At 66.9% G+C, this 22,717-nt stretch carries 26 protein-coding genes; 12 read left to right on the top strand and 14 right to left on the bottom strand.

Annotation, left to right across the window (positions count from 1 at the left end):
* Positions 1–90 precede the first annotated feature (90 nt).
* Positions 91–837 carry an ArsR/SmtB family transcription factor gene (locus B6S44_RS20565; RefSeq protein ID WP_248309669.1) on the top strand — a complete coding sequence of 249 codons (747 nt, stop codon included), beginning with the start codon at positions 91–93 and terminating at the stop codon, positions 835–837.
* On the opposite strand, the gene B6S44_RS20560 is transcribed toward B6S44_RS20565, so the two are convergent.
* Genes B6S44_RS20560 through purD form a run of 5 tightly spaced genes read right to left on the bottom strand, consistent with a single transcriptional unit; the run spans position 797 to position 4,617 of the window.
* Complete coding sequence (locus B6S44_RS20560) at positions 797–1,672, bottom strand: patatin-like phospholipase family protein (RefSeq protein ID WP_129158711.1); 876 nt, start codon at positions 1,670–1,672, stop codon at positions 797–799. The two genes, B6S44_RS20565 and B6S44_RS20560, sit on opposite strands and share 41 nt — an antisense overlap.
* 27 nt (positions 1,673–1,699) lie before the next feature.
* Positions 1,700–2,614, bottom strand: coding sequence for an alpha/beta fold hydrolase (locus B6S44_RS20555; RefSeq protein ID WP_129158710.1), 915 nt, complete (start codon positions 2,612–2,614; stop codon positions 1,700–1,702).
* Complete coding sequence (locus tag B6S44_RS20550; protein WP_248309668.1) at positions 2,611–3,033, bottom strand: type II toxin-antitoxin system VapC family toxin; 423 nt, start codon at positions 3,031–3,033, stop codon at positions 2,611–2,613. Before B6S44_RS20550 ends, B6S44_RS20555 begins: the two co-directional genes overlap by 4 nt.
* Positions 3,030–3,278, bottom strand: coding sequence for a type II toxin-antitoxin system VapB family antitoxin (locus B6S44_RS20545; protein ID WP_129158709.1), 249 nt, complete (start codon positions 3,276–3,278; stop codon positions 3,030–3,032). Before B6S44_RS20545 ends, B6S44_RS20550 begins: the two co-directional genes overlap by 4 nt.
* A 58-nt stretch (positions 3,279–3,336) precedes the next feature.
* On the bottom strand, positions 3,337–4,617 hold the full coding sequence (gene purD, locus B6S44_RS20540) for a phosphoribosylamine--glycine ligase (protein WP_129158708.1): 1,281 nt from the start codon (positions 4,615–4,617) through the stop codon (positions 3,337–3,339).
* A gap of 92 nt (positions 4,618–4,709) precedes the next feature.
* Between purD and xseA the strand changes: the two genes are divergently transcribed.
* Complete coding sequence (gene xseA, locus B6S44_RS20535; protein ID WP_129158707.1) at positions 4,710–6,233, top strand: exodeoxyribonuclease VII large subunit; 1,524 nt, start codon at positions 4,710–4,712, stop codon at positions 6,231–6,233.
* Positions 6,234–6,387: 154 nt separating this feature from the next.
* The gene (locus B6S44_RS20530) at positions 6,388–7,116 is read left to right on the top strand and encodes an SGNH/GDSL hydrolase family protein (protein WP_164985896.1); all 729 of its coding nucleotides are present in this window, start codon (positions 6,388–6,390) and stop codon (positions 7,114–7,116) included.
* A 14-nt stretch (positions 7,117–7,130) separates the two neighbouring features.
* Here the strand turns inward: B6S44_RS20530 and B6S44_RS20525 are convergent, their stop codons facing one another.
* Together B6S44_RS20525 and B6S44_RS20520 are read right to left on the bottom strand one after the other, a co-directional pair.
* Positions 7,131–8,105: a dienelactone hydrolase family protein gene (locus tag B6S44_RS20525; protein ID WP_129158705.1), complete on the bottom strand. Its 975-nt coding sequence runs from the start codon at positions 8,103–8,105 to the stop codon at positions 7,131–7,133.
* A gap of 114 nt (positions 8,106–8,219) precedes the next feature.
* Positions 8,220–9,068 carry a dienelactone hydrolase family protein gene (locus tag B6S44_RS20520; protein WP_248309667.1) on the bottom strand — a complete coding sequence of 283 codons (849 nt, stop codon included), beginning with the start codon at positions 9,066–9,068 and terminating at the stop codon, positions 8,220–8,222.
* 116 nt (positions 9,069–9,184) lie between these two features.
* Here B6S44_RS20520 and B6S44_RS20515 point away from each other — a divergent pair, with 116 nt between their 5' ends.
* Positions 9,185–9,406 carry a DUF2093 domain-containing protein gene (locus B6S44_RS20515; RefSeq protein WP_110488173.1) on the top strand — a complete coding sequence of 74 codons (222 nt, stop codon included), beginning with the start codon at positions 9,185–9,187 and terminating at the stop codon, positions 9,404–9,406.
* Here the strand turns inward: B6S44_RS20515 and lpxK are convergent.
* The 5 genes from lpxK to B6S44_RS20490 all read right to left on the bottom strand — a co-directional run bounded on the left by lpxK (position 9,392) and on the right by B6S44_RS20490 (position 13,762).
* The gene (gene lpxK, locus B6S44_RS20510; protein ID WP_129158703.1) at positions 9,392–10,408 is read right to left on the bottom strand and encodes a tetraacyldisaccharide 4'-kinase; all 1,017 of its coding nucleotides are present in this window, start codon (positions 10,406–10,408) and stop codon (positions 9,392–9,394) included. The two genes, B6S44_RS20515 and lpxK, sit on opposite strands and share 15 nt — an antisense overlap.
* Complete coding sequence (locus B6S44_RS20505) at positions 10,408–11,709, bottom strand: 3-deoxy-D-manno-octulosonic acid transferase (protein ID WP_129158702.1); 1,302 nt, start codon at positions 11,707–11,709, stop codon at positions 10,408–10,410. Before B6S44_RS20505 ends, lpxK begins: the two co-directional genes overlap by 1 nt.
* The gene (locus B6S44_RS20500) at positions 11,706–12,455 is read right to left on the bottom strand and encodes a lysophospholipid acyltransferase family protein (RefSeq protein ID WP_129158701.1); all 750 of its coding nucleotides are present in this window, start codon (positions 12,453–12,455) and stop codon (positions 11,706–11,708) included. The genes B6S44_RS20505 and B6S44_RS20500 overlap by 4 nt, the downstream gene beginning before the upstream one ends.
* A gap of 28 nt (positions 12,456–12,483) precedes the next feature.
* Positions 12,484–12,726, bottom strand: a complete 243-nt coding sequence (locus B6S44_RS20495; RefSeq protein ID WP_129158700.1) for a DUF4170 domain-containing protein — start codon at positions 12,724–12,726, stop codon at positions 12,484–12,486.
* Positions 12,727–12,931: 205 nt separating this feature from the next.
* On the bottom strand, positions 12,932–13,762 hold the full coding sequence (locus tag B6S44_RS20490; RefSeq protein WP_129158699.1) for a 3'(2'),5'-bisphosphate nucleotidase CysQ: 831 nt from the start codon (positions 13,760–13,762) through the stop codon (positions 12,932–12,934).
* A 245-nt stretch (positions 13,763–14,007) separates the two neighbouring features.
* On the opposite strand from B6S44_RS20490, the gene B6S44_RS20485 reads away from it, so the two are divergent.
* Positions 14,008–14,535 (top strand): DUF6101 family protein, encoded by a 528-nt coding sequence (locus tag B6S44_RS20485; protein ID WP_129158698.1) that lies wholly within the window; start codon positions 14,008–14,010, stop codon positions 14,533–14,535.
* Between the two features lie 121 nt (positions 14,536–14,656).
* Here the strand turns inward: B6S44_RS20485 and ubiA are convergent, their stop codons facing one another.
* Together ubiA and B6S44_RS20475 are read right to left on the bottom strand one after the other, a co-directional pair.
* Positions 14,657–15,601 (bottom strand): 4-hydroxybenzoate octaprenyltransferase, encoded by a 945-nt coding sequence (gene ubiA / locus B6S44_RS20480; RefSeq protein ID WP_129158697.1) that lies wholly within the window; start codon positions 15,599–15,601, stop codon positions 14,657–14,659.
* 16 nt (positions 15,602–15,617) lie between these two features.
* Positions 15,618–16,172 carry a hypothetical protein gene (locus B6S44_RS20475; RefSeq protein ID WP_129158696.1) on the bottom strand — a complete coding sequence of 185 codons (555 nt, stop codon included), beginning with the start codon at positions 16,170–16,172 and terminating at the stop codon, positions 15,618–15,620.
* A gap of 93 nt (positions 16,173–16,265) precedes the next feature.
* Here B6S44_RS20475 and B6S44_RS20470 point away from each other — a divergent pair, with 93 nt between their 5' ends.
* From B6S44_RS20470 to B6S44_RS20440, 7 genes are all read left to right on the top strand, one after another.
* Positions 16,266–17,006, top strand: a complete 741-nt coding sequence (locus B6S44_RS20470) for a 16S rRNA (uracil(1498)-N(3))-methyltransferase (RefSeq protein WP_129158695.1) — start codon at positions 16,266–16,268, stop codon at positions 17,004–17,006.
* Between the two features lie 167 nt (positions 17,007–17,173).
* Positions 17,174–18,349 carry a carboxylate-amine ligase gene (locus B6S44_RS20465; RefSeq protein WP_129158694.1) on the top strand — a complete coding sequence of 392 codons (1,176 nt, stop codon included), beginning with the start codon at positions 17,174–17,176 and terminating at the stop codon, positions 18,347–18,349.
* A 221-nt stretch (positions 18,350–18,570) separates the two neighbouring features.
* Complete coding sequence (locus B6S44_RS20460) at positions 18,571–19,956, top strand: glutamate--cysteine ligase (protein ID WP_129158693.1); 1,386 nt, start codon at positions 18,571–18,573, stop codon at positions 19,954–19,956.
* 192 nt (positions 19,957–20,148) lie between these two features.
* The gene (locus tag B6S44_RS20455; RefSeq protein WP_129158692.1) at positions 20,149–20,322 is read left to right on the top strand and encodes a Flp family type IVb pilin; all 174 of its coding nucleotides are present in this window, start codon (positions 20,149–20,151) and stop codon (positions 20,320–20,322) included.
* Positions 20,323–20,572: 250 nt separating this feature from the next.
* Positions 20,573–21,670 carry a TadE/TadG family type IV pilus assembly protein gene (locus B6S44_RS20450; RefSeq protein ID WP_129158691.1) on the top strand — a complete coding sequence of 366 codons (1,098 nt, stop codon included), beginning with the start codon at positions 20,573–20,575 and terminating at the stop codon, positions 21,668–21,670.
* 12 nt (positions 21,671–21,682) lie between these two features.
* On the top strand, positions 21,683–22,171 hold the full coding sequence (locus tag B6S44_RS20445) for a TadE/TadG family type IV pilus assembly protein (protein WP_129158690.1): 489 nt from the start codon (positions 21,683–21,685) through the stop codon (positions 22,169–22,171).
* A complete protein-coding gene (locus B6S44_RS20440; RefSeq protein WP_248309688.1) occupies positions 22,171–22,707 on the top strand; it encodes a TadE/TadG family type IV pilus assembly protein in 537 nt (178 codons plus the stop codon). Before B6S44_RS20445 ends, B6S44_RS20440 begins: the two co-directional genes overlap by 1 nt.
* The last annotated feature ends 10 nt before the right edge of the window (positions 22,708–22,717 follow it).

The raw sequence follows: 22,717 nt of genomic DNA, 5'->3' as shown, positions 1-22,717 counted from the left end.
GAGCGGATACTACGGTCTCGGCCGTAGCGTCCTTGCTTGCCTCAGCAGGCGCGGACGTCATCATGGCAGCCACACTGGAGGCGTTGAGCCATGGCCATGCACGGACCCTATCTCGCCGAGATCGCCCATCTGATGGGCGATCCGGCCCGCGCCAACATGCTGCATGCGCTGATGGACGGGCGCGCGCTGACGGCGAAGGAACTCGCCTTCCTCGCCGGTGTCGCGCCGCAGACCGCGAGCGGCCATCTCGCCAAGCTGATGCAGGGCGGCCTGCTCGGCGTCGCCGTGCAGGGCCGCCATCGTTATTACCGGCTCGCCGGGCCGGAGGTTGCTGCGGCGCTGGAAGGGTTGATGGTGCTTTCCGGCGGGCAGGCGAACGGGCGGCGGCTGCCGTCGCGTGTCGGCGCGGACCTCGCCCGAGCGCGTACCTGCTACGATCATTTCGCCGGACGGCTGGGCATCGCGATCCATGATGCGCTCGTCGCCGGCGGGCATCTCACCGTCGCCGATGGCGGCTATGGGCTGACGCGCTCCGGTGTCGCGCTCTTCGCCGGGCTTGGCGTCGATCCCGCGACCGCAAGCAAGGGCAAGCGGGCCGCGCTGCGTCCCTGTCTCGACTGGAGTGAGCGCCGCCCGCATCTCGCCGGCTCGCTCGCCGCGGCGCTGGCTTGCCGCTGCTTCGAGGACGGCTGGGTGACCCGGATCAGGGACAGCCGTGCCGTGATCCTGACAGAAGAGGGGCGCATAGCGCTGGAGGCTGGTCTGCCGGGCTTCCGCTGCGATGAGCCCGACGCGGTCACGCCGCCCGTTCGAGCGCCTCTGACAGTCTCCGCTTGACCTCCTCCTTCGCTGGCTGCGCGGCCTCGAGGATCGCCTGCCAGCGGAAGAAATCGAGCCCGCCGAACCCTTCGCCGCCTGCTCGGATCAGGATGTCCGGCGGCTGGCGCTCGATCATGCGCTGGACCAGCGCCCGCGTCAGGATCTGCGAGACGCCGACCATCGCTTCCAATGGTTCGGGCACACGGCTGTCGCTGACGGTCGCCGGTGCGCTTGTATCGACCGCGAGCACGAGGCGCCCCGGGCCGAGCAGGCGGTCATAGGGCAGGGGATTGATGGCGCCGCCATCGATCAGCACCCGCCCGCCGATCGTCACCGGCTTGACCAGGCCGGGAATCGCCAGCGAGGCGGCGACGGCCGGCGTCAGCGGGCCGCTGCCGAGGACGACCTCGTCATGCAGATGGTAGTCGGTCGCGACGCAGAGGAAGGGGATGCCGAGTTCTTCGAAGCGATCGGGCACGACCTGCGGCCAGAACAGGTCGAGCAGGCGCTCGCCATCGATCAGCACGGGATTGCCGAGCCCGCCGCGCCAGAGATCGGCGATCTTGCCGATGCGCGCTTCGAGCAACCGGGCAATCACTCGGGCCCGGTCGCGGAAGCTTGCCTCGACATGGGCGCGTAAGTCGCGGCCGGAGAGCCCGGCGGCATAGGCGGCACCGACGATCGCGCCCATAGACGAGCCGGCGATCAACGCCGGCTTCAGGCCGAGCTCGTCGAGCGCCTCCAGCACCGGGATATGGCTGAGGCCGCGCGCGCCGCCGGAACCGAGCACGAGGACGAGCTCGGGGCCGGACGGATCGGGCAGGCGGGCGAGAGGGCTGGAGACGCTGGTCATGGCCTGATGTTGCGGTGCGGGAGCCGCTCAGGCAACCTCCCTTGCGAGGAAAGGTTTCACTGCCGCGAGCGTGTCCTGCGGATTCTCCTCCGGCAGAAAGTGGCCGCTGACGATCGCCTGGCCATCCGCCTGCGGGGCGAAGGTCTCGCGCCAGATCTCGAGCGGACTCGCGCCCTTGGCCGGGATGCCGGCCTCGCCCCATAGCGCCAGGACGGGGCAGAGGATCTTTTTCCCCGCCCCGAGATCGGCCTTGTCGTGTTCGAGATCGGTGGTGGCGCCGGCACGATAATCCTCGCAGGCGGCATGGATGCGCGCGGGGTCGTTGAAGGAGTCGGCGTAGGCCGCCATCGCCAGCGGGTGAAAGGCCTCGATTTTCTTGGCCCGCGTCCAGCTCGCGATCGTGTGGTCGAGCCAGCCGGTGGGGTCGGCCTGGATCAGTTTTTCCGGCACCGGCTCGGGCTGGGCCAGGAAGGTCCAGTGATAGACCTGCATGGCGCGCGCCGCGTTCATGCCCTCCCACATCGACACGGTTGGCAGAATGTCGAGCAGGACGAGCCGCTCGACCCGGCCGGGATGGTCGAGCGCGAGGCGATAGGCGACGCGGGCGCCGCGGTCATGGCCGATCACCGCGAAGCGGTTGAAGCCGAGCGCGCTCATTACGGCGACAATGTCCTCGCCCATGCCGCGCTTGCTGTAGAGCGCCTTGCCGCCATCGCCATGCGGTGCGGCCGACCAGCCATAGCCGCGCAGATCCGGGCAGACGACGGTATGGGTCTTCGCCAGCTCGCCCGCCATTTCGTGCCATTCGGCATGGGTCTGAGGAAAGCCGTGGATCAGCACGAGCGGCGGTCCCTCGCCGCCGACACGGGCGAAGATCTTGCCGACCGGCCCGTCGATCCAGTGCGGTTTGAAGCCGGGGAAGAGGCTGTCGATATTGGTCATGGTTGGGCGCCCTGTGCGACGGCCGGAACGATGTCGGTCCGGCCGAAATCCTCGCCCTTGTAGAGCAGAGACGCGTTCAAAGATTTGGCAAGAGCGTAGGAAAAGCAGTCGCCGAGGTTGAGCTTGGCGGGGTGGCGGCCCTTGCCGAAGCGCAGGAAGGCGTTCGCGGCAATAGAAGCCTGGGCTGGATCGGCAGGAGCGATATCGATGGCGAAATCCGACATGGACTGAGTGAAGCGCTCCAGAGATAGCCCGGGTGCCCGCGTCGAAAGCACCATGACGCACTCCACGAAGCTCATGGCCGAGCAGATATTTCGAGGACTGAAGCTCAACCGTTCCAAGAACGATCGAGCTTCCGGCTCCTCAAGCAGGATCGCAACAATGGCCGAGCTGTCGACGACGATCGCATCAGCCGTCACGATGGCAGGCCGTTCTCATCATAGCCGATGATCTCGTCATCGGTTCTCGGATCGTCGACCCGATAGGTTCGGATTTCAGCCAGCAGCTTCTCGACCTTTTCCATGTCGATCCGCCCCCGCTTCGGCAAGCGTGCCAGACGCTCTTGCGCCGCCGCTTTGACCGCCTCGGTGATCGTCTCGCCGGTCCGGGCCGCGAGTTCCCTCACGATTCGGTCCGCATCCGGGTCCTTGATCAGGATGGCCATGGCATCCTCGTGTATATATCGATCGTCTCTCGATATATACGACGTCGCGACCTTCCTGTCAGCCTTCGCGCTCGCGCTTGACCGCCTGCCAGCCGATATCGCGCCGGCAGAAGCCGCCCGGCCAGTCGATCAGGTCGACGGCCTTGTAAGCCTTGGCCTGCGCCTCGCTGACGCTCTTGCCGAGCGCCACCACATTGAGCACCCGCCCGCCATTGGCGACAAGGTCGTCGCCCTTCGCCTGGGTGCCGGCATGGAAGACCAGCACGTCCTTTTCGGCGGCAGCCTTCTCGATGCCCTTGATGATGCTGCCCTTCTCCGGCGTGGCTGGGTAGCCGTTTGCGGCCATCACGACAGTCAGCGCCGCCTGTTCCGACCAGCGCAGATCGACGGCGTTCAGCACGCCGTCGCGCGCGGCTAGCAATGCCGGCACGATGTCGCTCTTCAGGCGCGGCATCAGCACCTCGCATTCGGGGTCGCCGAAGCGGGTATTGTATTCGATCAGCTTCGGACCATCAGCCGTGATCATCAGCCCGGCATAGAGAATGCCTTTGAACGGCGCGCCGCGCTGGTTCATGCCCGCCAATGTTGGCGCGATGATCTCGGCCATGACGCGCTCCTCCAGAGCCTTGGTCATCACCGGCGCCGGCGAATAGGCGCCCATGCCGCCGGTGTTCGGGCCGGTGTCGCCATCGCCGACGCGCTTGTGGTCCTGAGCCGAGGCGAGGGCGAGCGCATGCGTGCCGTCGCAGAGCGCGAAGAAGCTGGCTTCCTCGCCGATCATCCATTCCTCGATCACGACCTCGGCGCCGGCGGCGCCAAGTCCGCCCGAGAACATCATCGCCAGCGCCTCATTGGCCTGCTCGATGGTCTCGGCCATGACCACGCCCTTGCCGGCGGCGAGCCCGTCGGCCTTGATCACCAGCGGCGCTCCGGTCTTCGCAACGTAAGCCCGGGCTGTAGCCTCGTCGCTGAAGCGGGCGAAGGCGGCGGTCGGGATGCCGAACTCGGCGCAGAGTTCCTTGGTGAAGGCCTTCGAGCCTTCGAGCTGCGCGGCTGCCCTGGACGGGCCGAAGGTCTTGATCCCGGCGGCCTCGAGATCATCGGTGATGCCGTCGACCAGCGGGCCTTCCGGCCCGACCACGACGAGGCCGACGCCCTGCAGTCTGCAGAAATCGGCGACGGCGCGGTGGTTTGCGATGTCGAGCACGACATTCTCGCCGCATTGGCCGGTGCCGGGATTGCCGGGCGCGATGAAGAGCTTGTCGCAGAGCGGCGAGGCCGAGATCGCCCAGGCCAGGGCATGCTCGCGCCCGCCGGACCCGATCAGAAGAATGTTCATCGCATCTCTCCGCTTGCTCAAAGGCGCAATAGCTGCCGCAGGCTGACGGGGCAACGCTTCTGCTTGCGTCCTCCTGCCGCTAAGTTCGCGCCATGGACAGCGAATCGCCTCAAGCCCCCGGCAATGCCCCCGAATGGTCGGTCTCCGATCTCTCCGGCGCGCTCAAGCGCACGCTGGAGGATGCCTTCGGCTTCGTGCGCGTGCGCGGCGAAATCTCCGGCTATCGCGGCCCGGTCGGCTCCGGCCACGTCTATTTCTCGCTGAAGGACGCCAACGCCAAGATCGACGCTGTGATCTGGAAGGGCGTGTTCGGCCGGCTGAAGACCAAGCCCCAGGAAGGGCTCGAGGTCATCGCCACCGGCAAGATCACGACCTTCGCCGGCAAGTCGAGCTACCAGATCATCATCGATTCGCTGGAACCTGCCGGCATCGGCGCGCTGATGGCGCTGCTGGAGGAACGCCGCAAGAAGCTCGCCGCCGAAGGCCTGTTCGATGCCGGCCGCAAGCAGCTCATCCCCTTCCTGCCGCGCGTCGTCGGCGTCATCACCTCGCCAACCGGTGCCGTCATTCGCGACATCCTGCACCGGCTGGAGGAACGCTTTCCGCGCCATGTCCTGGTCTGGCCGGTGCGCGTCCAGGGCGAGAGCAGCGCGGCCGAGGTCGCCAATGCGATCGCGGGCTTCAACGCGCTCCCCGAAGGCGGCCGCATCCCGCGCCCGGATGTGATCATCGTCGCGCGCGGCGGCGGCTCGCTCGAAGACCTGATGGGCTTCAACGAGGAGGTGGTGGTGCGCGCCGCCGCCGCCTCGCTGATCCCGCTGGTCTCGGCCGTCGGCCACGAGACCGACGTGACCCTGATCGACCACGCCGCCGATCTGCGCGCGCCGACGCCGACCGGCGCGGCCGAGAAGGTCGTGCCGGTGCGTGCCGAATTGCTGGCGCAGGTCACCGACCTGTCGCGCCGGCTGTCGGGCGCGACGCTGCGCCTGTCCGAACGTCGCCGTAGCGACCTGCGCGCGCTCGCCCGCGCACTGCCGACGGCGGAGAACCTGCTGGCCGCGCCGCGCCAGCGGCTCGATCTCGCGGCCACGCGGCTCGGCCCGGCACTGGCGCGCAATGCCCGTGCTTACGAACAGCGTCTCGCCCAGCTCGACCGCCGCCTTCATACGCAGTCGCCGGCGGCGCGGCTGAAAACCCATGCCGCCCGCCTTGATGGGCTCGGCAAGCGGCTTGCGGCGGCTCGCGGCGCGCTTCTTCGCACCGAGCGTGATCGGATTGCCCGTGCCGGAGATCGGCTGGATGCCGTCGCCGCACGCGCGGTCGCCGCCTTCTCGCGCCAGCTCCAGCGTCGCCGCGACCGGCTGGAGAGCGTCTGGGCGCTGGCCGCCTCGCTCGGACCGCAGGCGGTGCTGGCGCGCGGCTATGCGCTGGTGCGCGACGAAGACGGCAATCTCTTGCGCAGCGCGGCCGCGGCAAGGCCGGGATTGGCCCTCCAGGTCACGCTTGCCGATGGCAGCTTTGGCGCCGTCGTGCCGGGTGGAACCTCCGCGCCGCCGGCGCCGCGACAACCCGGGCGCAAGGCGGCCGGAGGTGGCGGGCAGGGCGATCTGTTCTGAGATTCGGAAAACCTGCGTTCACCACGGTTTTCGATGAGCCTCGTCCCGTTCAGATAGCGTTCAGCTAGCTCTGGCTAATCGCTGACTGATAGCGGTTGGGGGATGCTCCTAGATGCTCGCCGGTTTCCGGACAGGCCTTGCTTGCGCCTTTGCCATGCTTGCGTTCGCGGGCCTGCAGTCCCAGCAGGCGAGCGCCTCCGAATTCATCTGCAAGCCGTCGACGCTCACACGCGATGCCATCGATCTCGCTTCGGCCTGGAACAGGGGCGGCGCGCCTCTGCGCATTCTCGCCATCGGCTCGTCCTCGACCGAGGGGATCGGCTCCAGCGGCAAGGACAAGACCTATCCGGCCCGGCTCGGCACGCTGCTCCGCGAGGGCCTGTCCGGCCGCTCCATCGAGATGGTCAATGCCGGTATCGGCGGTGAGACCGCGCCGCAGACACTGTCGCGCCTCAAGAGCGCTCTGGTGGAAGGCCGCTACGATCTGGTGATCTGGCAGGTCGGCACCAACGACGCCGTCACCGGCGGCGATCTCGGCACCTTCCGCAATCTCGTCGCCGATGGCATCGCCGCTGCCAAGCAGGTCCGTACCCGGCTCGTCATCCTCGATCCGCAGTTCTACCCCGGCATCAAGGAGACGGCGCGCTACCGTGCCTATGTCGACGCCATCGCCGAGACTGCGCGCGCGCAGGCCGTCCCGGTGCTGTCGCGCTATCAGGCGATGCTGGGCTGGTATCAGCAGGACGAGGCTGGTTTCATGGCCGCGCTCGCCGGCGACCGCTTCCATATGAGCGATGCCGGCTATGCTTGCCTCGCCCAGGACATCGCCCGCTCGCTTCTGGGCGACAAGCCGGCAGTGACGCTCGCAGCCTCGGTGCGCTGAACGTCCGCCGCGCGCTATTTTGAGCCGACGGCGGTCGTCACGAAGTCGATGACCGTGCTTGTGGCTGCCCGGGTCGCCTCCGGATCGGCCCCGACTGTCGGGCCCGTGCGCACGCACTCGTCGCCATAAGTGAAACGGACTTTCGTCGCTTCGTTGATCAGTGCGGCGCTGTCGTCTTCCCGGATACGGCACTGACGGACGGTCTGATCGGCTCGCGCGGCGACAGGCGGATTCGCCCCGAGTGGATTGTCGAAGCCATGCGGCGCATTCGGATATTCGGTCAGCTGGACATCCGCGCCTTGGGCCTTCAGGCGTTCGACGAAGGCTTTGCAGGGCGAAACCGGGTTATAGTCGTCGGGCGTGCCGTGAAAGATGCGGATCGGGCGTTTGGAGACCTCGGCATCGTTGCGATAGGTCGTCGCGCAATCCGGATAGAACACGACATAGGCGGCGAAGTCTGCGCCACTCCTGTTCCAGAGCTTCTGGAACCGGCTGACACTCGAATAAAGGGCCGCCTGCCCGCCGCGCGAGAAACCCATCATTACGATCTTGTTCGGGTCGACGCGCGGATGCTTCGCCAGAATGTCGAGCGAGCGATAGATGTCGAGGATGAAGTTGAGCCGACCCAGCGCCGCTTGATTATCGCCGACACGCATCAGTCCGCGGCCGGTCAAGCCGTCGATGACGAAGGTCGAGACGCCGACCGCGTGGAGCTGGCGCTTCCAGTGTTCGATATTGCCGCCTATGCCGCCGGAACCATGCATTAATACAGCGACCGGCAGGCGACCGGAGCCCTGGGCGATACTGAAGGCGCCAGTCAGGGTGACGTCCTTGCCCTTGTCGTCGCCCGCCAGGAACTGGCTGTCGCTGATGGTGAGAGACGGGAAGGCATGAAGCTCGACTCGCGGCGGCATGTCCTTGGTGGATTGTGCACTGGCTGTTGCGGTGAGCGCGCAGATGGCTGCCGCGGCGCCGGTCAAGCGGATCATTGAGCTTCCCCCTGGTGGCATGTTTCTTTTTGGGCTGCAGCGGAGCTGCTGAGAGCCACGAACAAGCCTAGGAAGCGCGTGATGCCATGTCCATAAGGAAGGTGGCCGGGGGCGTCACTTGCCCATCAGGAAAGCCTTGACCCGCCTGATTGCGTCGTCGCGCGCCGCCGGGTCGGTTCCCACGGTGACCTTGCCGGTACCGGAGGCGGAATAGGCGACGCCTTCCTTCTCGCGCCGGTCCAGGCGCGGATGGTCGAAATCATGCACGGCTCCGGGATAGAGCACGATCTCGACCGGCTCGCCGCGTGCGCGGGCGGCCTTGGCGAGGAAGTCGCAAGGGGCGGGCGGCGTCCAGTCGTCGGCATCGCCCATCAGGATCAGGGTCGGCAGGCGGGCCTCGAAGCTGCCGGATTCCGATTGCGTCCGGCAACCGGGATAGAACGCCACGGCACGCACAAAATCGGGCTGGCGGTCGGCGGGCCTGCGATCCTTCCGGATCGCGGCGAGGATGGTGGAGCCGCCGCCCGACCAGCCGAGCAGCGCGATCGCGTCGCGGCGCACATCGGGCCGCTCCTGCAGCCAGCGCCGCGCTGCCATCGCGTCACCCACGCGCTCGCGGCTGGCGCGGATGGTCACGTCCTTGACGCCGCATTGCGAGCCGAGTCCGCGCGAGCCGTAGCTGTCGGGCATCAGCACGATCAGGCCCGTCGCGGCCAGGCGCTCGCCCCAGTCGCTGTGTCGCAATGAGAGCTTGTCCGGCTCGCGCCAGAGTCCGCCGCAGCCATGCAGCGCGACGACGGCTGGGAAAGGACCGGGCCCCGGCGGGCGGAACAGCACCGCATCGAGCTGGTAGTCGTCATGGGGAATGCGGACGCGCTCATAGCCCCCGGCAATCGCGGGCACCGCGAGCAGGGTAACAAGACCAATCGCCAGGGCCACGGCGCGGGTCAGGCTGGACATCATCGTAACTGACGCTATCACAGAAAGACCCTTCTGGAACAATGCGTTGATTCAGAAGTGGTTGCGTCCTGTCGCAACCTTTACGCTAGCCCTTCGCCGCTCTATCGTCCGGCTCCGTGATGAACATCAACGAACGCCTGCCCCCCTCCGGATCGGAAGCGCTGGTCGACTACGGCCACGGCGAGTTCCGCGTCGTGCGTCCCGGCGCCTTTGTCCGCTGCGCCATCACCGGCGCCGTGATCCGGCTCGAGGATCTGCGCTACTGGTCGGTGGAATGGCAGGAGGCCTATGCCTCGCCGGAAGCCGTGCTGCTGCGGGTCCGCCGCTCAGGCCGTAGCTGAGCGGACCCGCGCAAGCGTCGCGCGCAGCAGCGCATCGAGCGCCGGCTCGTCCTCGAAGACCAGCGTGACCGGCACACAGAGCAGAAGCGAACGCTCGGTGGCCGGCCAGAGCGGCGCGAGCTTGACCATGTCCTTTTCGGTGACGGCGATGCAGCAGGCTTTCGCCTTCGCCTCGGCGATCAGCGCCATGACATCGCCCGCCGTATAGGCGTGGTGGTCGCCATAGGCGTGTTCGCCGACGAGCCGCGCTCCCGCCGCTCGCAAGGTCGCCGCGAATTTCTCCGGCCGGCCGATTCCCGAGACCGCCAGAACCGGCAGATCGGCGAGCTCCGCCTGGATGTTTGCTGGTGGCGTGAGTTTCGCGCGCAGGACTGGTTTTCCGCCGGCGAGTGCCTGGTTGGCGACATGGTCTCCTGCCAAGCCGTCTCCGATCAGGACGATCGCGTCGATCTGCTCCATCTGACCTGCAAGCGGTGCGCGCAGCGGCCCGGCCGGCAGGCACAGGCCATTGCCGACGCCGACTGCGCCGTCGACGACAGCCAGCCGCAGATCCTTGTGCAGCGAAGGGTTCTGCAGCCCGTCATCCATCAGGACGAGGCTGGCGCCGGAACCGCGCGCGAGCGCCGCGCCGGCCGGCCGCTTGCGTGCGACGATGGTCGGCAGGCGGGTGGCGAGCAGCAGCGGCTCGTCGCCGACATCTGCGGGGACGTGCCGGGCCGGATCGACACGAACCGGACCCGTGAGCCGGCCGCCATAGCCGCGCGTCAGGGCAAAGGATGTCTCGCCCATCGCGATGAGCCTGGATGCGAGCGCCAGCGTCGTCGGCGTCTTGCCGGCGCCACCGGCGACGAAATTGCCAACACAGATCACCGGGATACCAGCGTTCGCGCCCGGTTGGCGCATTCGTTTCAGCGTGATCGCGCCGTAGAGCGCCCCGAGCGGGCGCAGCAGCCGGGCGAGGGCGGATGGCGGCGAGCACCACCAGAAGCCCGGGGCGCGCATCAGTCCGTGGCCTCGCGCTGGCCGATCGTGGCCCGCAGCAGCAGCGGCTCGATCGCCTGCACCGTCCGGTCGAGCGCGCCGCTGAGCTCCGTGCTGGTTCGGGCCGCGGCCCGGGCGGCCTGGCGCGCCGCAGCCGGATCGCTGAGCCAGCGATGCACCGCCTGGGCGAGCTCCTGCCGGTCGGCGACCTCAATCGCGCCGCCGCCGGCATCGAAGGCGGCGAAGAGGTCGGCGGATTTGTGGACGAGCGGGCCGTGCAGCAGGGCGCAGCCGAGCTTGGCCGGTTCGATCGGGTTATGCCCGCCGATCGGCGCGAGCGAGCCGCCGATGAAGGCGACGGGCGCCAGCCGGTAATACAGGCCGAGATCGCCGAGCGTGTCGGCGATATAGAAGTCGATGTCGCGCTCGGGTAGCTGCCCGAGTGAACGGCGGGCACTGACGACGCCATTGGCCTTCGCGAGAGCCTCGACCTCGCCGCCGCGATCGGGATGGCGCGGCACGACGATGGTGAGGAGCTTGGGCAGATGCGCCCGGACGCCGAGATGGGCGGCGAGCACATCCTCTTCCTCGCCCGGGTGCGTGGAGGCCGCGACCCAGACCGGTCGGCCCGCCGCCAGGCCGTCAAGCAGAGCAAGTGTGTTGGGATCGGCGGGCGGGGCCGGGACGTCGAATTTCAGGTTGCCGGCGATGCTGACGCGCGGCGCACCGAGCTGGGCGAGGCGCTGCCCGTCCTCCTGCGACTGCGCCAGGCAACGATCGAAGCCGGAGAGCAGATAGCGCGAAGTCTTGGGGAATTTGTACCAGCGCTGGAAGGAGCGCTCCGACATGCGGGCGTTGACCAGGACGAGCGGCACGCTGCGCTTGCCCGCTTCGATCATCAGGTTCGGCCAGATCTCGGATTCGCAGATCAGGCCAAGATCGGGGCGCCAATAGTCGAGGAAGCGCCGCATATAGCGCGGCACATCGAGCGGCAGGAATTGATGGATCGCGCCGGCCGGCAGGCGCTGCGCCAGGAGCCGGGCCGAGGTCACGGTGCCCGAGGTCACCAGCACGGCGAGACCGCGCCGCTGCAGGCGCTCGATCAAGGGGAGCAGCGTCACCGTCTCGCCGACGCTGGCGCCGTGCAGCCAGACCAGAGTCTTCGCTGGTCGCTCGACGCTGGGATATCCGCGTCGCTCCGACAGCCTTGCCGGGTCTTCCTTGCCGCGCCGGCGCCGCCAGAGCAGTAGCCCAGCCGCGGCCGGCTCGAGCAGGGCCGAAACCGTGCGATAGGCGCTGATGACGAAGCTGCGACCGATCATGCGGCGTTGGCCTTGGCAGCGGCCTTGGCGGCCGCGGCCTCGCGCAGGCCTGCGCCTGGATCGCGCGCGCCGATCAGCGCATAGGCGCGTTCATGCACGGCATCCAGCCCGGCCTGGACGGCGAGCCGCGCTTCCTCGCAGGTCGCTTCATCCGCGTCCCGGGCGACCCGGACCGGTTCGCCGACGACGATCGCGCCGCGTCCGAAGGGCAGGCCGATCGAGGCGCGGTCCCAGTTGTTGAAATCGATCCGCCGGCTGGTCACCACCGCGATCGGATGGATCGGCCGGCCCGAGGCCCGCGCCAGCTGGACGATACCGGGACCGCAGACGCGCGCGCGCTTGGGAATATCGGCGGTCAGCACCATGGTGTCGCCGGCGGCGAGCCGCCTGATCATTGCGAGGAAGGCCGGTGCGCCGCCCTTCTCGCGGACTTTCTTGCCCGAGGCCCCCGATCCGCGGATCGCGCCGATGCCGAGCTCGCGCAGCGCCACGGCGTTGAAGCCGCCGTCGCCATGGCGCGAGACCAGCGAAAAGGACGGCATCCAGTCCGGCCGGGCGAACGGGATCATGATGTGCTGGCCGTGCCACATCGCGATGATCAGCGGCAGCTCGCCGCGGACCTGCTCATAGATGTCGGCCGGCTCGACGACGAAGCGGTTCGTGCGTCTGACCAGGCGCAGATAGAAGGCGAGGCTGCGGCCGAGCGCCTCCTGTGCGAACTTCGTCTTGAGCAGGGAAAATCCCATCGAACCGGTCTGGCAGCGTCTTTTATCGTCAGTGCTGGCTCGTCGACGGATCGAGCAGGCGGTGCAGGTGCACGACGAAATAGCGGGTCTGGGCCTGGTCGACGGTCGCCTGCGCCTTCGCCTTCCAGGCGGCATGAGCGGCAGCGTAGTTGGGGTAGACGCCGACGATGTCGACCTTGGAGAGATCCTTGAACTCGACTCCGTCGAGCGAGCTCAGCTCGCCGCCGATCACGAGGTGCAGCAGCTGCTTGTTGTCCTGGCTCGCGCTCATCATCCGTCTCCGGCCTGTGTCTTGAAATATCTGGCGAAAACACGCCGAGGCGTTGCCGGACCCGCTCCGGCTTGCCTCAGCTGCATTTTTGCCGTGCGATCAGATAAGCCATCCGCAGTTCGCGCGCGAGGCCCGTTCAGCAAGAAAATGCGGTTATTTCCGGCAGTTTTCGTTGTACCGTGACGCTAGCAGCGTTGCGCGGCACTCAACTGCGCTGCGGCTGGCTTTCGCGCAGGCGGCGCAAGGCTTGCGCGAGCGGAGTGACGAGGCTGCTTCCGGACGCGACCAGCATGCCGTGCATCGGCACCTCGCGATTATAGCGCATGGCCTCACCTTCGCCTGTCGTGACCTGTCCACCGGCTTCGCTGAGGACGAGGTCGGCGGCGGCAAGGTCCCAGTCGCGTGCATCGGGCGAGACCAGCCCGGCATCGATCGTGCCGTCGGCGATGCGGGTGAGGCGCAGCGCCAGCGACGGGATCTTGTCGGCAGGGATGAAGCTCTCCAGGCGTGCCAGCGCATCGAGCATCGGTTTCGGTCCGGCAATGCGTGCGCCGGCGAGCGTGTCGACCGCGCGTGTCCGGATCGGCCTGCCGTTGCTCATGGCGCCGCCGCCGCTGATCGCCGTATAGGTCGTAGGGCCTGCAGGGGCGTGCACCACGCCGAGTATGGGTCTGCCCTCGTCGAGCAGGGCGACGCAGACCGCCCAGTCGGGCGAGCCGGTCATGAAGGCGCGGGTGCCGTCGATCGGGTCGACGACCCAGACGAAGCGGCGCGACAGGCGCAGCGCATCGTCGACCGTTTCCTCGGAGAGCCAGGCTGCGTCCGGCAGCAGCGCCGACAGGCGCACATGCAGGAAGGTGTCGACGCCGATATCCGCTTCCGTCACCGGTGAGCCGCCGGCTTTCGACCAGGTTTTGGCAGCCGTCTGCGCTCCGGGGCGGAACAGGTCGAGAGCGAGCTGGCCGGCCTCGCGGCAGGAGGCCTCGACCGCGGGCAGCATATCCTCGGCGATTGGCAGTGGAGAAGATTGCATCATGTCCCGTTATGGCCGGAGAGTGCGACGGAACAAGGAAAAAAACCGGGGCCGCCCGAAAGATTCCGTCAAGCATCATCCGGGAAAGCGGCCGGTGTCGGGCTGAAAACCGCTTCAACACCTTTGTTTAACCCAAGCTCTTAAGCGCTCGGACAATCCTTCCGGCCACTCTCCTCCCTGTAAGCACGAGAACCCCGCATCGACAGAGGGTTCCGGGCGGCAGGGATTGAAGAGAGGCGTTAAAACCGATGGCCAGCGTCACGCCGGCCACCGGGGAGAGCGGGCGCGCGCCCGTCTACCCCGGTGGCGCACAGAATCAGAACGGACAGTCCCCGCAGCCGGCAAATGCGCCGTTGCAGCAGGACGGCCCCCGTATCGAACGCATCGGCCCGGTGCGCATCCTGCGCGGCGGCGCCGGCTGGCGTGGCATCGCGCTGCGCCTCGCTGGTGGCGCGATCGCCGACGATGACCGTTTCCAGCTCGCTTTGACCGCAGGCGACGGCCGCTCCGTCATCGTCGCCGTGCTCGATCAGGACGACGCCATTGCCGTCTGGCGCGATGCCGGCCGCGCCAGCGGCCTGCCGCTCCTGCTCGAAACCGGCGACGGCGCGATCACCGAACCCTACCCGCAAATCGGCCGGCTCGCTCTGGGGCCGACCCGCATTCGTCGGCGTCACGCCCTGCTGGCCGGGCGCCGCCCGCGCTTCCTGACGAGGCGCAAGACCGGCCGCCTTGCCGAGCGCCCGGTGGTGATCCGGGGCGAGATCCTGTCCTAGAGCAGGATGCGAAAAAGTGGGAACCGGTTTTTCGCATCGATCCTGCTCTAATCCTTTGATGAGAGACGGATTCAGATTTCAGTTGGCATCGCCTTGCGATTCCAACTGAAATCATCCGGCTCTAGAAGACGAAAGAGACCAGCGCGTCGAGCGCGAAGCCGGCCGCCAGGATCAGGCCGGCATTCCAATTGGACCGGAACAGCATCAGCGCGTTACGCCCATCGGCGCCGGCGATGCTGTAGACCTGCCAGCCCAGGTGGAGCGCGAACAGTCCAAGACCGATGAAGGCGACGAAGCCAGCCCCGGCAAGCCAGGCGGCGACGCCGGCGAGCGCGATCGTCGCGCCATAGCAGATTCCGACGGCCTGCTGGGTGAAGGCGCCGAAATAGCGCGCGCTCGACTTGATCCCGGCGATCACGTCGTCCTCGATGTCCTGCATCGCGTAGATCGTGTCGTAGCCGATCGTCCAGAACACCGCGGCGGCATAGATCAGATAGGCCGGCGGATCGAGCCGGCCGAACACCGCGCTCCAGCCGACCAGCCCGCCCCATGAGAAGGCAAGGCCGAGCACGAACTGGGGCATGTTGGTGATCCGCTTCATGAACGGATAGATCGCGACGATCGCCAGCGAGGCGATGCCGGCGATCACCGTGAAGCGGTTGAACTGCAGCAGAACCATAAGGCCGACCAGCGACAATCCGACCATGAAGAGGGCGGCAGCCTTCGCGCTGACCTGGCCTGACGGCAGGGGCCGGCCGCGCGTGCGCGCCACCTGCGCGTCGAGCTTGCGGTCGACGATGTCGTTGAAGGTCGAGCCGGCGGCGCGCATCACGACCGCGCCGATCAGAAAGAGCAGGCAGTGCCAGAGATTGGGAAAGGGCAGCCCGGCTGCGATCGCGGCGAGCCCGGCCGACCACCAGCACGGTAGCAGCAGCAGCTGCCAGCCGATCGGGCGTTCGATCCGGGCGAGCTTGAGATAGGGCCGCAGACGCTTCGGCGCTTTGGTGTCGACCCAATGCCCGGTCAGCGCGTCGGGAAGTGGCGCATCGGTGAGGGGAGGCGCCATCGTGGCGCCCGCAGCGTCAGAGCGCGCCCTGCGGCACGCGCATCGCGCCGCCGGTGATCGAGTCGGCGCCGCCAAACGGGTTGGCACCTTGCCGCTGCTGCGCCTGCTGCTGCGCCTTGCGCTGCATCGCCGCCTGCTGCTTCACCGCGTTGCAGGCCTGGCCGCGGAAATTATCGGCCTTCTCGTTGTCGGTCTTCATGCCATCAACGAAGGTCGCCGGAATCTGGCACCAATCCTGATTGGCGGTGGCAAACTTGATCAGCGCATTGCCGTTGCCGACCAGCCGGTTGAACGTGCCGCAGGCCTGTTGCGGCGTCATTTTGCGTTTCGCCTTGGTGGAGGCGTTGAGCTGCCCCACGATCGACTGGCGCTCCTGCATGAGCTTCTGCAGGTTCTCACAGCCCGACGGCGCCTGCGCCAAGGCCGGCTCGGCCAGGCCCAGGCTAGCCAGGGCCGCAGCCAGCTTCAGGGTCGCGTATCGCCGCATCATCCGCTCCGCTCTTGTCCCGTAATCTACGCCCGTCCCGGCGTTGCGGGCTTTTCCATAACAGTGAGAGCCATGCGCCAACAAGCGCTGGCTCGCATTTCGCCATGTTCCACTTGCCGATAGCGCGGGATTGTGGCGACTTTCGCGCCATTCTTGTGGATATCGGATTGGGTTCGTATGCGGGATTTCACCAAGCACCGGCTGTTTAGCGAGGCGCCGTTGGCGGCGGAAGCCGTGCTGGAGCTCGCGCGCGACCAGGCCAATTACCTGCTCAACGTCCTCAGATTGCGCGGCGGCGATACCATCCTGGTCTTCAACGGCCGCGATGGCGAATGGCTCTGCGCGATCCGCGCAGAGGGGCGCAAGCAGGCCAGCCTCGAGGCGCTGGAGCAGGTTCGCTCGCAGCCGCCGGCGCCCGATCTCAGCTATCTCTTCGCGCCGCTGAAGCATGCGCGGCTCGATTACATGGCGCAAAAGGCTGTCGAGATGGGGGCGGGCGTGCTCCAGCCGGTCCTGACCCGTTTCACCCAGGTCTCGCGGCTCAACCTCGACCGTCTCGCCGCCAATGCGGTCGAGGCGGCGGAACAGTGCGGCATCCTGGCCCTGCCGCAAATCAGGTCCGAACAACCACTGGCCGCGGCGCTTGCCGCCCTCGAACCGGAGCGGCTGCTGATCTTCTGCGACGAGGCGCTCGGTGCTGAAAGTCCGATTGCTGCCTTGCAGGGCGCATCGCGCGGACCGTTGGCCGTGCTGATCGGTCCCGAGGGCGGCTTCGACGAATCGGAACGCGCGCTGATTCTCCGGCGCGAGCGGACGCTGCGCCTGTCGCTGGGGCCGCGCATCCTGCGGGCCGACACCGCGGCGGTCGCGGCGCTCGCCATCGTCCAGGCGACACTCGGCGACTGGTCCGCCAACTAACTCCGTGGCTTGCGCATTGGCGGTGTCTTTGCTGCCGGTCGGAACGCGGCGACCGGTTCCGCGTTTAGGCGTGGAAACTGCGCCACCGGTCGCAGTTCCGACTCATTGACTGGCAGTCTGGCGCCGCCGCTCCGTTTCGGAGCGCGTCGCCACGGGGGAGAGACATCATGGTGAGCAGCGCCTACCGCTTTGGCGTCGAGGAAGAGTATTTCCTGTCCGACGCAAAAAGCCGCGGCGTCGTGCGCAAGATCGCACCGCATTTCATCGAGGCGGCGCAAGCCGCATTCCCGGACGAGTTGCAGCGCGAAATGCTGCAGTCGCAGATCGAGGTGGCGACGCCGGTCTGCGAGAACATGGCCCAGGCGCGCCTGTCGCTGCGGCGGCTGCGCTCGGATCTCGCCATGCTCGCGCGCGAGCATGAGATGCTCCTGCTTGCCTGCGGCACCCATCCAAGTGCCGCCTGGGCGCGCCAGCGCGCGACCGAGGCCAAGCGTTATGACGGCATCATGCGCGACCTGCAGATGCTCGGCAGCCGCAACCAGCTCTGCGGCCTGCACATCCATGTCGAGGTGCCGGACGAGGAGCAGCGCATCTCGATCATGGTCAGGATGCTGCCCTTTCTGCCGCTGCTGCTTGCGCTCTCGACCTCCTCGCCCTTCTGGCAAGGCCGCCGCACCGGCCTGATGGGCTATCGGCTCTGCGCTTATGCGGAGCTGCCGCGCACCGGCCTGCCGGAGCTCTTCACCAGTGCCGCCGACTACCGGACTTATGTCGACACCATGGTGGCGTCGGGGGCCATGCGCGATTCCAGCTTCATCTGGTGGGCGATCCGATCGTCGCGGAAGCATCCGACGCTGGAGCTGCGCGTCGCCGACAGCTGCACGCGGCTCGACGACACGCTCGCCATCGCCGCGCTCTATCGTTGCCTCGTGCGCCATCTCGCCCGCAAACCCGGGCTCAACTCCGATCTGACGGCCGCCTCGCGCGCCCTCGCCGGAGAGAACATCTGGCGGGCCCAGCGCTATGGCCTGCATGGCGGCTTCGTCTGCGAGAAGCGCCGCGCCATGCTCCCGGTCGGGCAGGTTCTGGACGAGGTGCTGGCACTGCTCGACGAGGACGCCGCCGCGCTCGGCTGCGGCCTCGATCTCGCCCATTGCCGTACCATCATCGCCGGCGGCACAAGTGCCGACATGCAACTCGCGGTCTATGAGGAGGCGCGCGCCGGCGCCGGTGGACAGGCCGCAGGTCTCGTCGCCGTGACCGACTGGATCGCCGCACAGACGCGTGCGGACGAAGACGGGCTCGTGCCGCAAGGGGCAAATCAGCTCCGCGGCGCCGCCTGACGCATCCCCGGCCATGCATGCATTCATGCAAGGTCGAAGCGCGTTCGCACGCGCTGGCGGTCGTTGTCGGATTGTCGCGGCTCGCCTATGTCTGGCGCTCCTCAGCGCATGGCGCGGCGGGCGTCCGCTCCTGCCTGTCATGCTGCACAGTTCGACCCGGAGCGTTCTCCAGCTGCCTGAAAGGGCAGGCGGCGCGCCGGAGCACGCATGCCGGAGCGCCCATGGCCCGCGACGTATCCGATTCGACGCCGATCAGCTCGAAGGCCGAACTCATCGGCTGGATCGCGCAGGGCGAGAAACCGGCCTCCAAATTCAAGCTCGGCACCGAGCACGAGAAGTTCCCGTTCTACACCGACGATCTCGGCCCGGTTCCCTACGAGGGCGCAACAGCCGGCCGCAGCGGCGGTATCCGGCAATTGCTCGAAGGCATGCAGGCCCGGCTCGGCTGGGAGCCGATCCTCGATGCCGGTCACATCATCGGCCTTGCCGGTCCCGATGGCGGTGGCGCGATCTCGCTCGAGCCGGGCGGCCAGTTCGAGCTCTCGGGGGCGCCGCTTGCAGACATGCATGAGACGGCGCGGGAACTCGACCAGCATCTCGTCGATCTGAAGGCTGTCGCCGAGCCGCACGGCATCGGCTTCCTCTCGCTCGGGCACTCGCCGCTCTGGACGCGCGAACAGACGCCGATGATGCCGAAGCGGCGCTATACGATCATGAAGAACTACATGCCCAAGGTCGGTACGCGCGGCCTCGACATGATGTTCCGGACCTGCACGGTCCAGGTCAATCTCGACTTCGCCAGCGAGGCCGACATGGTCCGCAAGCTGCGGGTCTCGCTCGCGCTGCAGCCATTGGCGGCGGCGCTCTTTGCCGCCTCGCCGTTCAGCGAGGGCAGGCTCAACGGCTTCCAGTCGATGCGCTCCGAGATCTGGCGCGACACCGACAATGCCCGCTCCGGCATGCTGCCCTTCGCTTTCGACGAGGGCATGTCCTACGAGGGCTATGTCGACTGGGCGCTCGACGTTCCCCTGTATTTCGTCAAGCGCGGCGACACCTATCACGACGTCGCCGGCGCCTCCTTCCGCGACCTGCTCGCTGGCAAGTTGGCACAATTGCCCGGCGAGCGCGCTACCATGTCGGACTGGGTCAACCATCTTGGAACTCTGTTCCCGGAGGCGCGGCTGAAGCGCTATATCGAGATGCGCGGCGCCGATGCCGGCCCGGTCGAGATGCTGAACGCATTGCCGGCCTTCTGGGTCGGCCTGCTCTACGACGACGTCGCGCTCTCGGCGGCCTGGGACCTGGTCAAGGGCTGGAGCGCAGAGGAGCGCCAGCAGCTGCGCGACACCGTGCCGAAGGCCGGGCTCAATGCCCGGATCGGGACACGCGCCTTGCGGGAACTGGCCCGCGAGGTCGTGGAATTGTCGCGCGCGGGCCTCGCCCGCCGGGCCCGCCTCGACGCACAGGGCCGCGACGAGACACAGTATCTCGACCCGATCGTCGCGATCGCCCAGAGCGGCCGCACGCTCGCCGAGCGCCTGGCTGTCCGCGAGCAGGGCGCCTGGGGCGGCAAGGTCGAGCCGGTCTTCCCGGAGCTCGCCCTCTAGAGCATTTTCGAGCGAAGTGGACACCGGTTCGCGTGAAGAAAATGCAATAAAACAAAGAGCTAGAGCATGTCCGCGATTCAAGGAAACGCGGACATGCTCTAGCCGGCGGGTTCGAGATCAGGCGAAGACGAACCGGCGCGTTTCGGGCTTCGGATTAACCAATCGTCCGGGATTTGGCGCTAATCTGCGGCCATGGCACGCTTCTCCGCCCTGGTTCTCGACTTCCTGCGCGATCGCCGCGGCGCGACCGCGCTGGAATACGGCTTCATCGCGTTTCTGATTTCAATTGCTGCGGTCGCTGCCATCCGGGAAATTGGTCCGTCGCTCGCCGCGAAATATGCCGGCGTGCTGCCCGGCCTCCAGTAGTCCGACGATAGCCCGCGCACTGAGGGCTGAGATGCGAGGCCATCTTGGGCTTCGGCGACTTCGGCCGCCACATTCCGTGGTCAGTTTTAACTGCATTTTACCATGTTGGCCGAGAACTCCGCGGTTTCGCCGGTTTCCGCAGCGATACCAGTGACATTCACTGGTTCTGGAAAGGTTTTCTCAATCGCCGCGCGCCTAGCGTCCAGGCAATCGTCCCGTTGCTTGCCTGTGCCACCTGCGAGGCCATCCGATGCCCGGCCTGTTCCGATCGTTCCTCAAGGACGCACGCGGCGTCAGCGCGCTGATGTTCGGCCTGGCGGCGCCAGCAACCATGCTCGCGGTCGGCGGCGGCATCGACTACAGTCAGGCGGCCTCTCGTCGGCAACGCATTGCCAGCGCGGTCGAACTCGCCTGCCAACACGCAGGGCAGGAAGTTGGCTACCGGAAGAGCCAGACGGGTGCCAACCCCAATCAGGATTACAAGCCGGTCGTCAACGAGATCACGAACAAAAAGATCACCGACGCCGCGATCAACGGGGTCAGCGGCGTTGCGGTTTCAAGCACGATCGCGAACGACGTCATCACCATTACCGTGACTGCGGCCAGCGCCAACGCCTTCGGCGGCATCCTCGGCTATGCGAGCATTTCGGTGGGAGCCGAGCGTAACTGCAACGTTGTGGTGTCGGGATCGGGCACGCCCCCCGGCAAGGTCCTGTTCAGCGAATCCTTCGAGAACAATCACAATGTCGCCTCGAACAGCTGGACCGTCCTGAACAACTGGAATGGCTGGACGACGCAGAGCGGCAAGGGCGGCATCGAGATCAACGGCATTCCCGAGCTTGCGGCCAACACCATCCGCTTCGGCAATTTCTTCGCCGAGCTGGACTCGCACTGCTACACGTCGGGCTGCAAGACCAATTCCAACATGTGGCGCGAATTCGGGACCAACCCGCAGCTCGAGATTGGCGACTACGAGCTGAGCTACTGGTACATCTCGCGCGTCCGCAATCCCGACTATGCCGGCAAGACCCTGTGCGCCTATAAGACGGATTCCACGACGAAATGGAACGAACTCGCCTTGGCGAAGTGGGATGATCAGACCAACCGCATCGAGGTCTTTTTCCAGCAGAAGAAGTCGGGCGCCTATGCCACGCCCGCCAAAGACGTGGACAAGGCCACCGACCAGGTCGATGTCTGCGTGCACACCGACAAGTGGACCGAGCGCAAGATTCCTCTGAAAGTCACGACCAAAGGGACCTATCGCATCTTCTTCCAGGCCGCTGGCCGGGAGGACACCTATGGCGGCCTGATCGACTACATCCGCTTTTGCAGCGGCATATGCCCGTAAGCTGGTGTCGTGATGTCGAAAGGGCTCGTTCTTCAGCTGAATCCAAGGCGCCTGGCGGCGAGGCTGGGCGTTTTCCGCCGGGATATGGCGGGTTCGACGGCGGTTGAGTTCGCCTTCATCGGCATGGTGTTCGTGACCCTGCTGCTCGGCATCATCCAGTTTGCGCTGGTCTTCATGGCGCAGATGTATCTGCACGACGCGGTTTCCGAAGCCGCGACCGGCAAGACCGCGGCGACCTATGCCGGAAACCGGTCCGGGGCCGTCACGCAGATCTGCGGACGAATGTTCGTGCTCGACAATTGCGCCACCAATCTGCTTGTCGAGGCCCAGCCGCTGGCCAGCTACTCGACGGCCCAGCAGGCGATATCGGGAACAGTGTTCGTTGCCGCCGTCGTGGGAACGCCGATGCTGATGCGGGCAAAAGCGCCGGTCGTGACGTTCGTGCCGGGGCTTCCGCAATTGAGCATCAGCGCCACGGCCCTGTATGCGAGGCGTTCGTGATGAAGGCGTTCCCAAAATTGCTTCGGCGTAGCCGGCGGCGTGAGATCGCCAGCGACGAGCGCGGGGTGGCGGCGATCGAGTTCGCCCTGATCAGTACCATGATGTTCATGCTGCTGTCCGGCGCCGTCGATGTCATCCAGATGATCACGGTTCACCGGGATCTTCATCGCATTACGGCGGAGGCTGCGCAGGTTTTGGCCGCATGCCCCGACAGCAGCTCGTGCCGTACAGACTTTCCGCTCGCTCTCGGCGATAGGCGGGTGAACATCACTCCTCAGCTCACGGACGTGCAGATCAGCGCGGCTTCCTTCACGAGGCTCAAAGACAAGATCGACAACATGGCTGGTACGATGACATTTCTGCCTGCCGACATGAACTCGGATGCCTTGGCGATGCTCGCCAACGACGATTCCGGCGTGGCCGTGCTCGCGACCTATACGCACAAGCCGATCATTCTCGGCTTCGCGCAAAAGTGGGGCTTCACCACCACGGATTTCCGCGCCTACACCGTGAATCTGCGTGGCCGCCAGAAGTGAGACCGTCGCC

This window comes from Allobosea sp. Tri-44 (assembly GCF_004123845.1).
GTDB lineage: Bacteria > Pseudomonadota > Alphaproteobacteria > Rhizobiales > Beijerinckiaceae > Allobosea.
The sequence above is the reverse complement of the archived record's forward strand: the minus strand, read 5'-3'. Positions and strand labels throughout refer to the sequence as shown.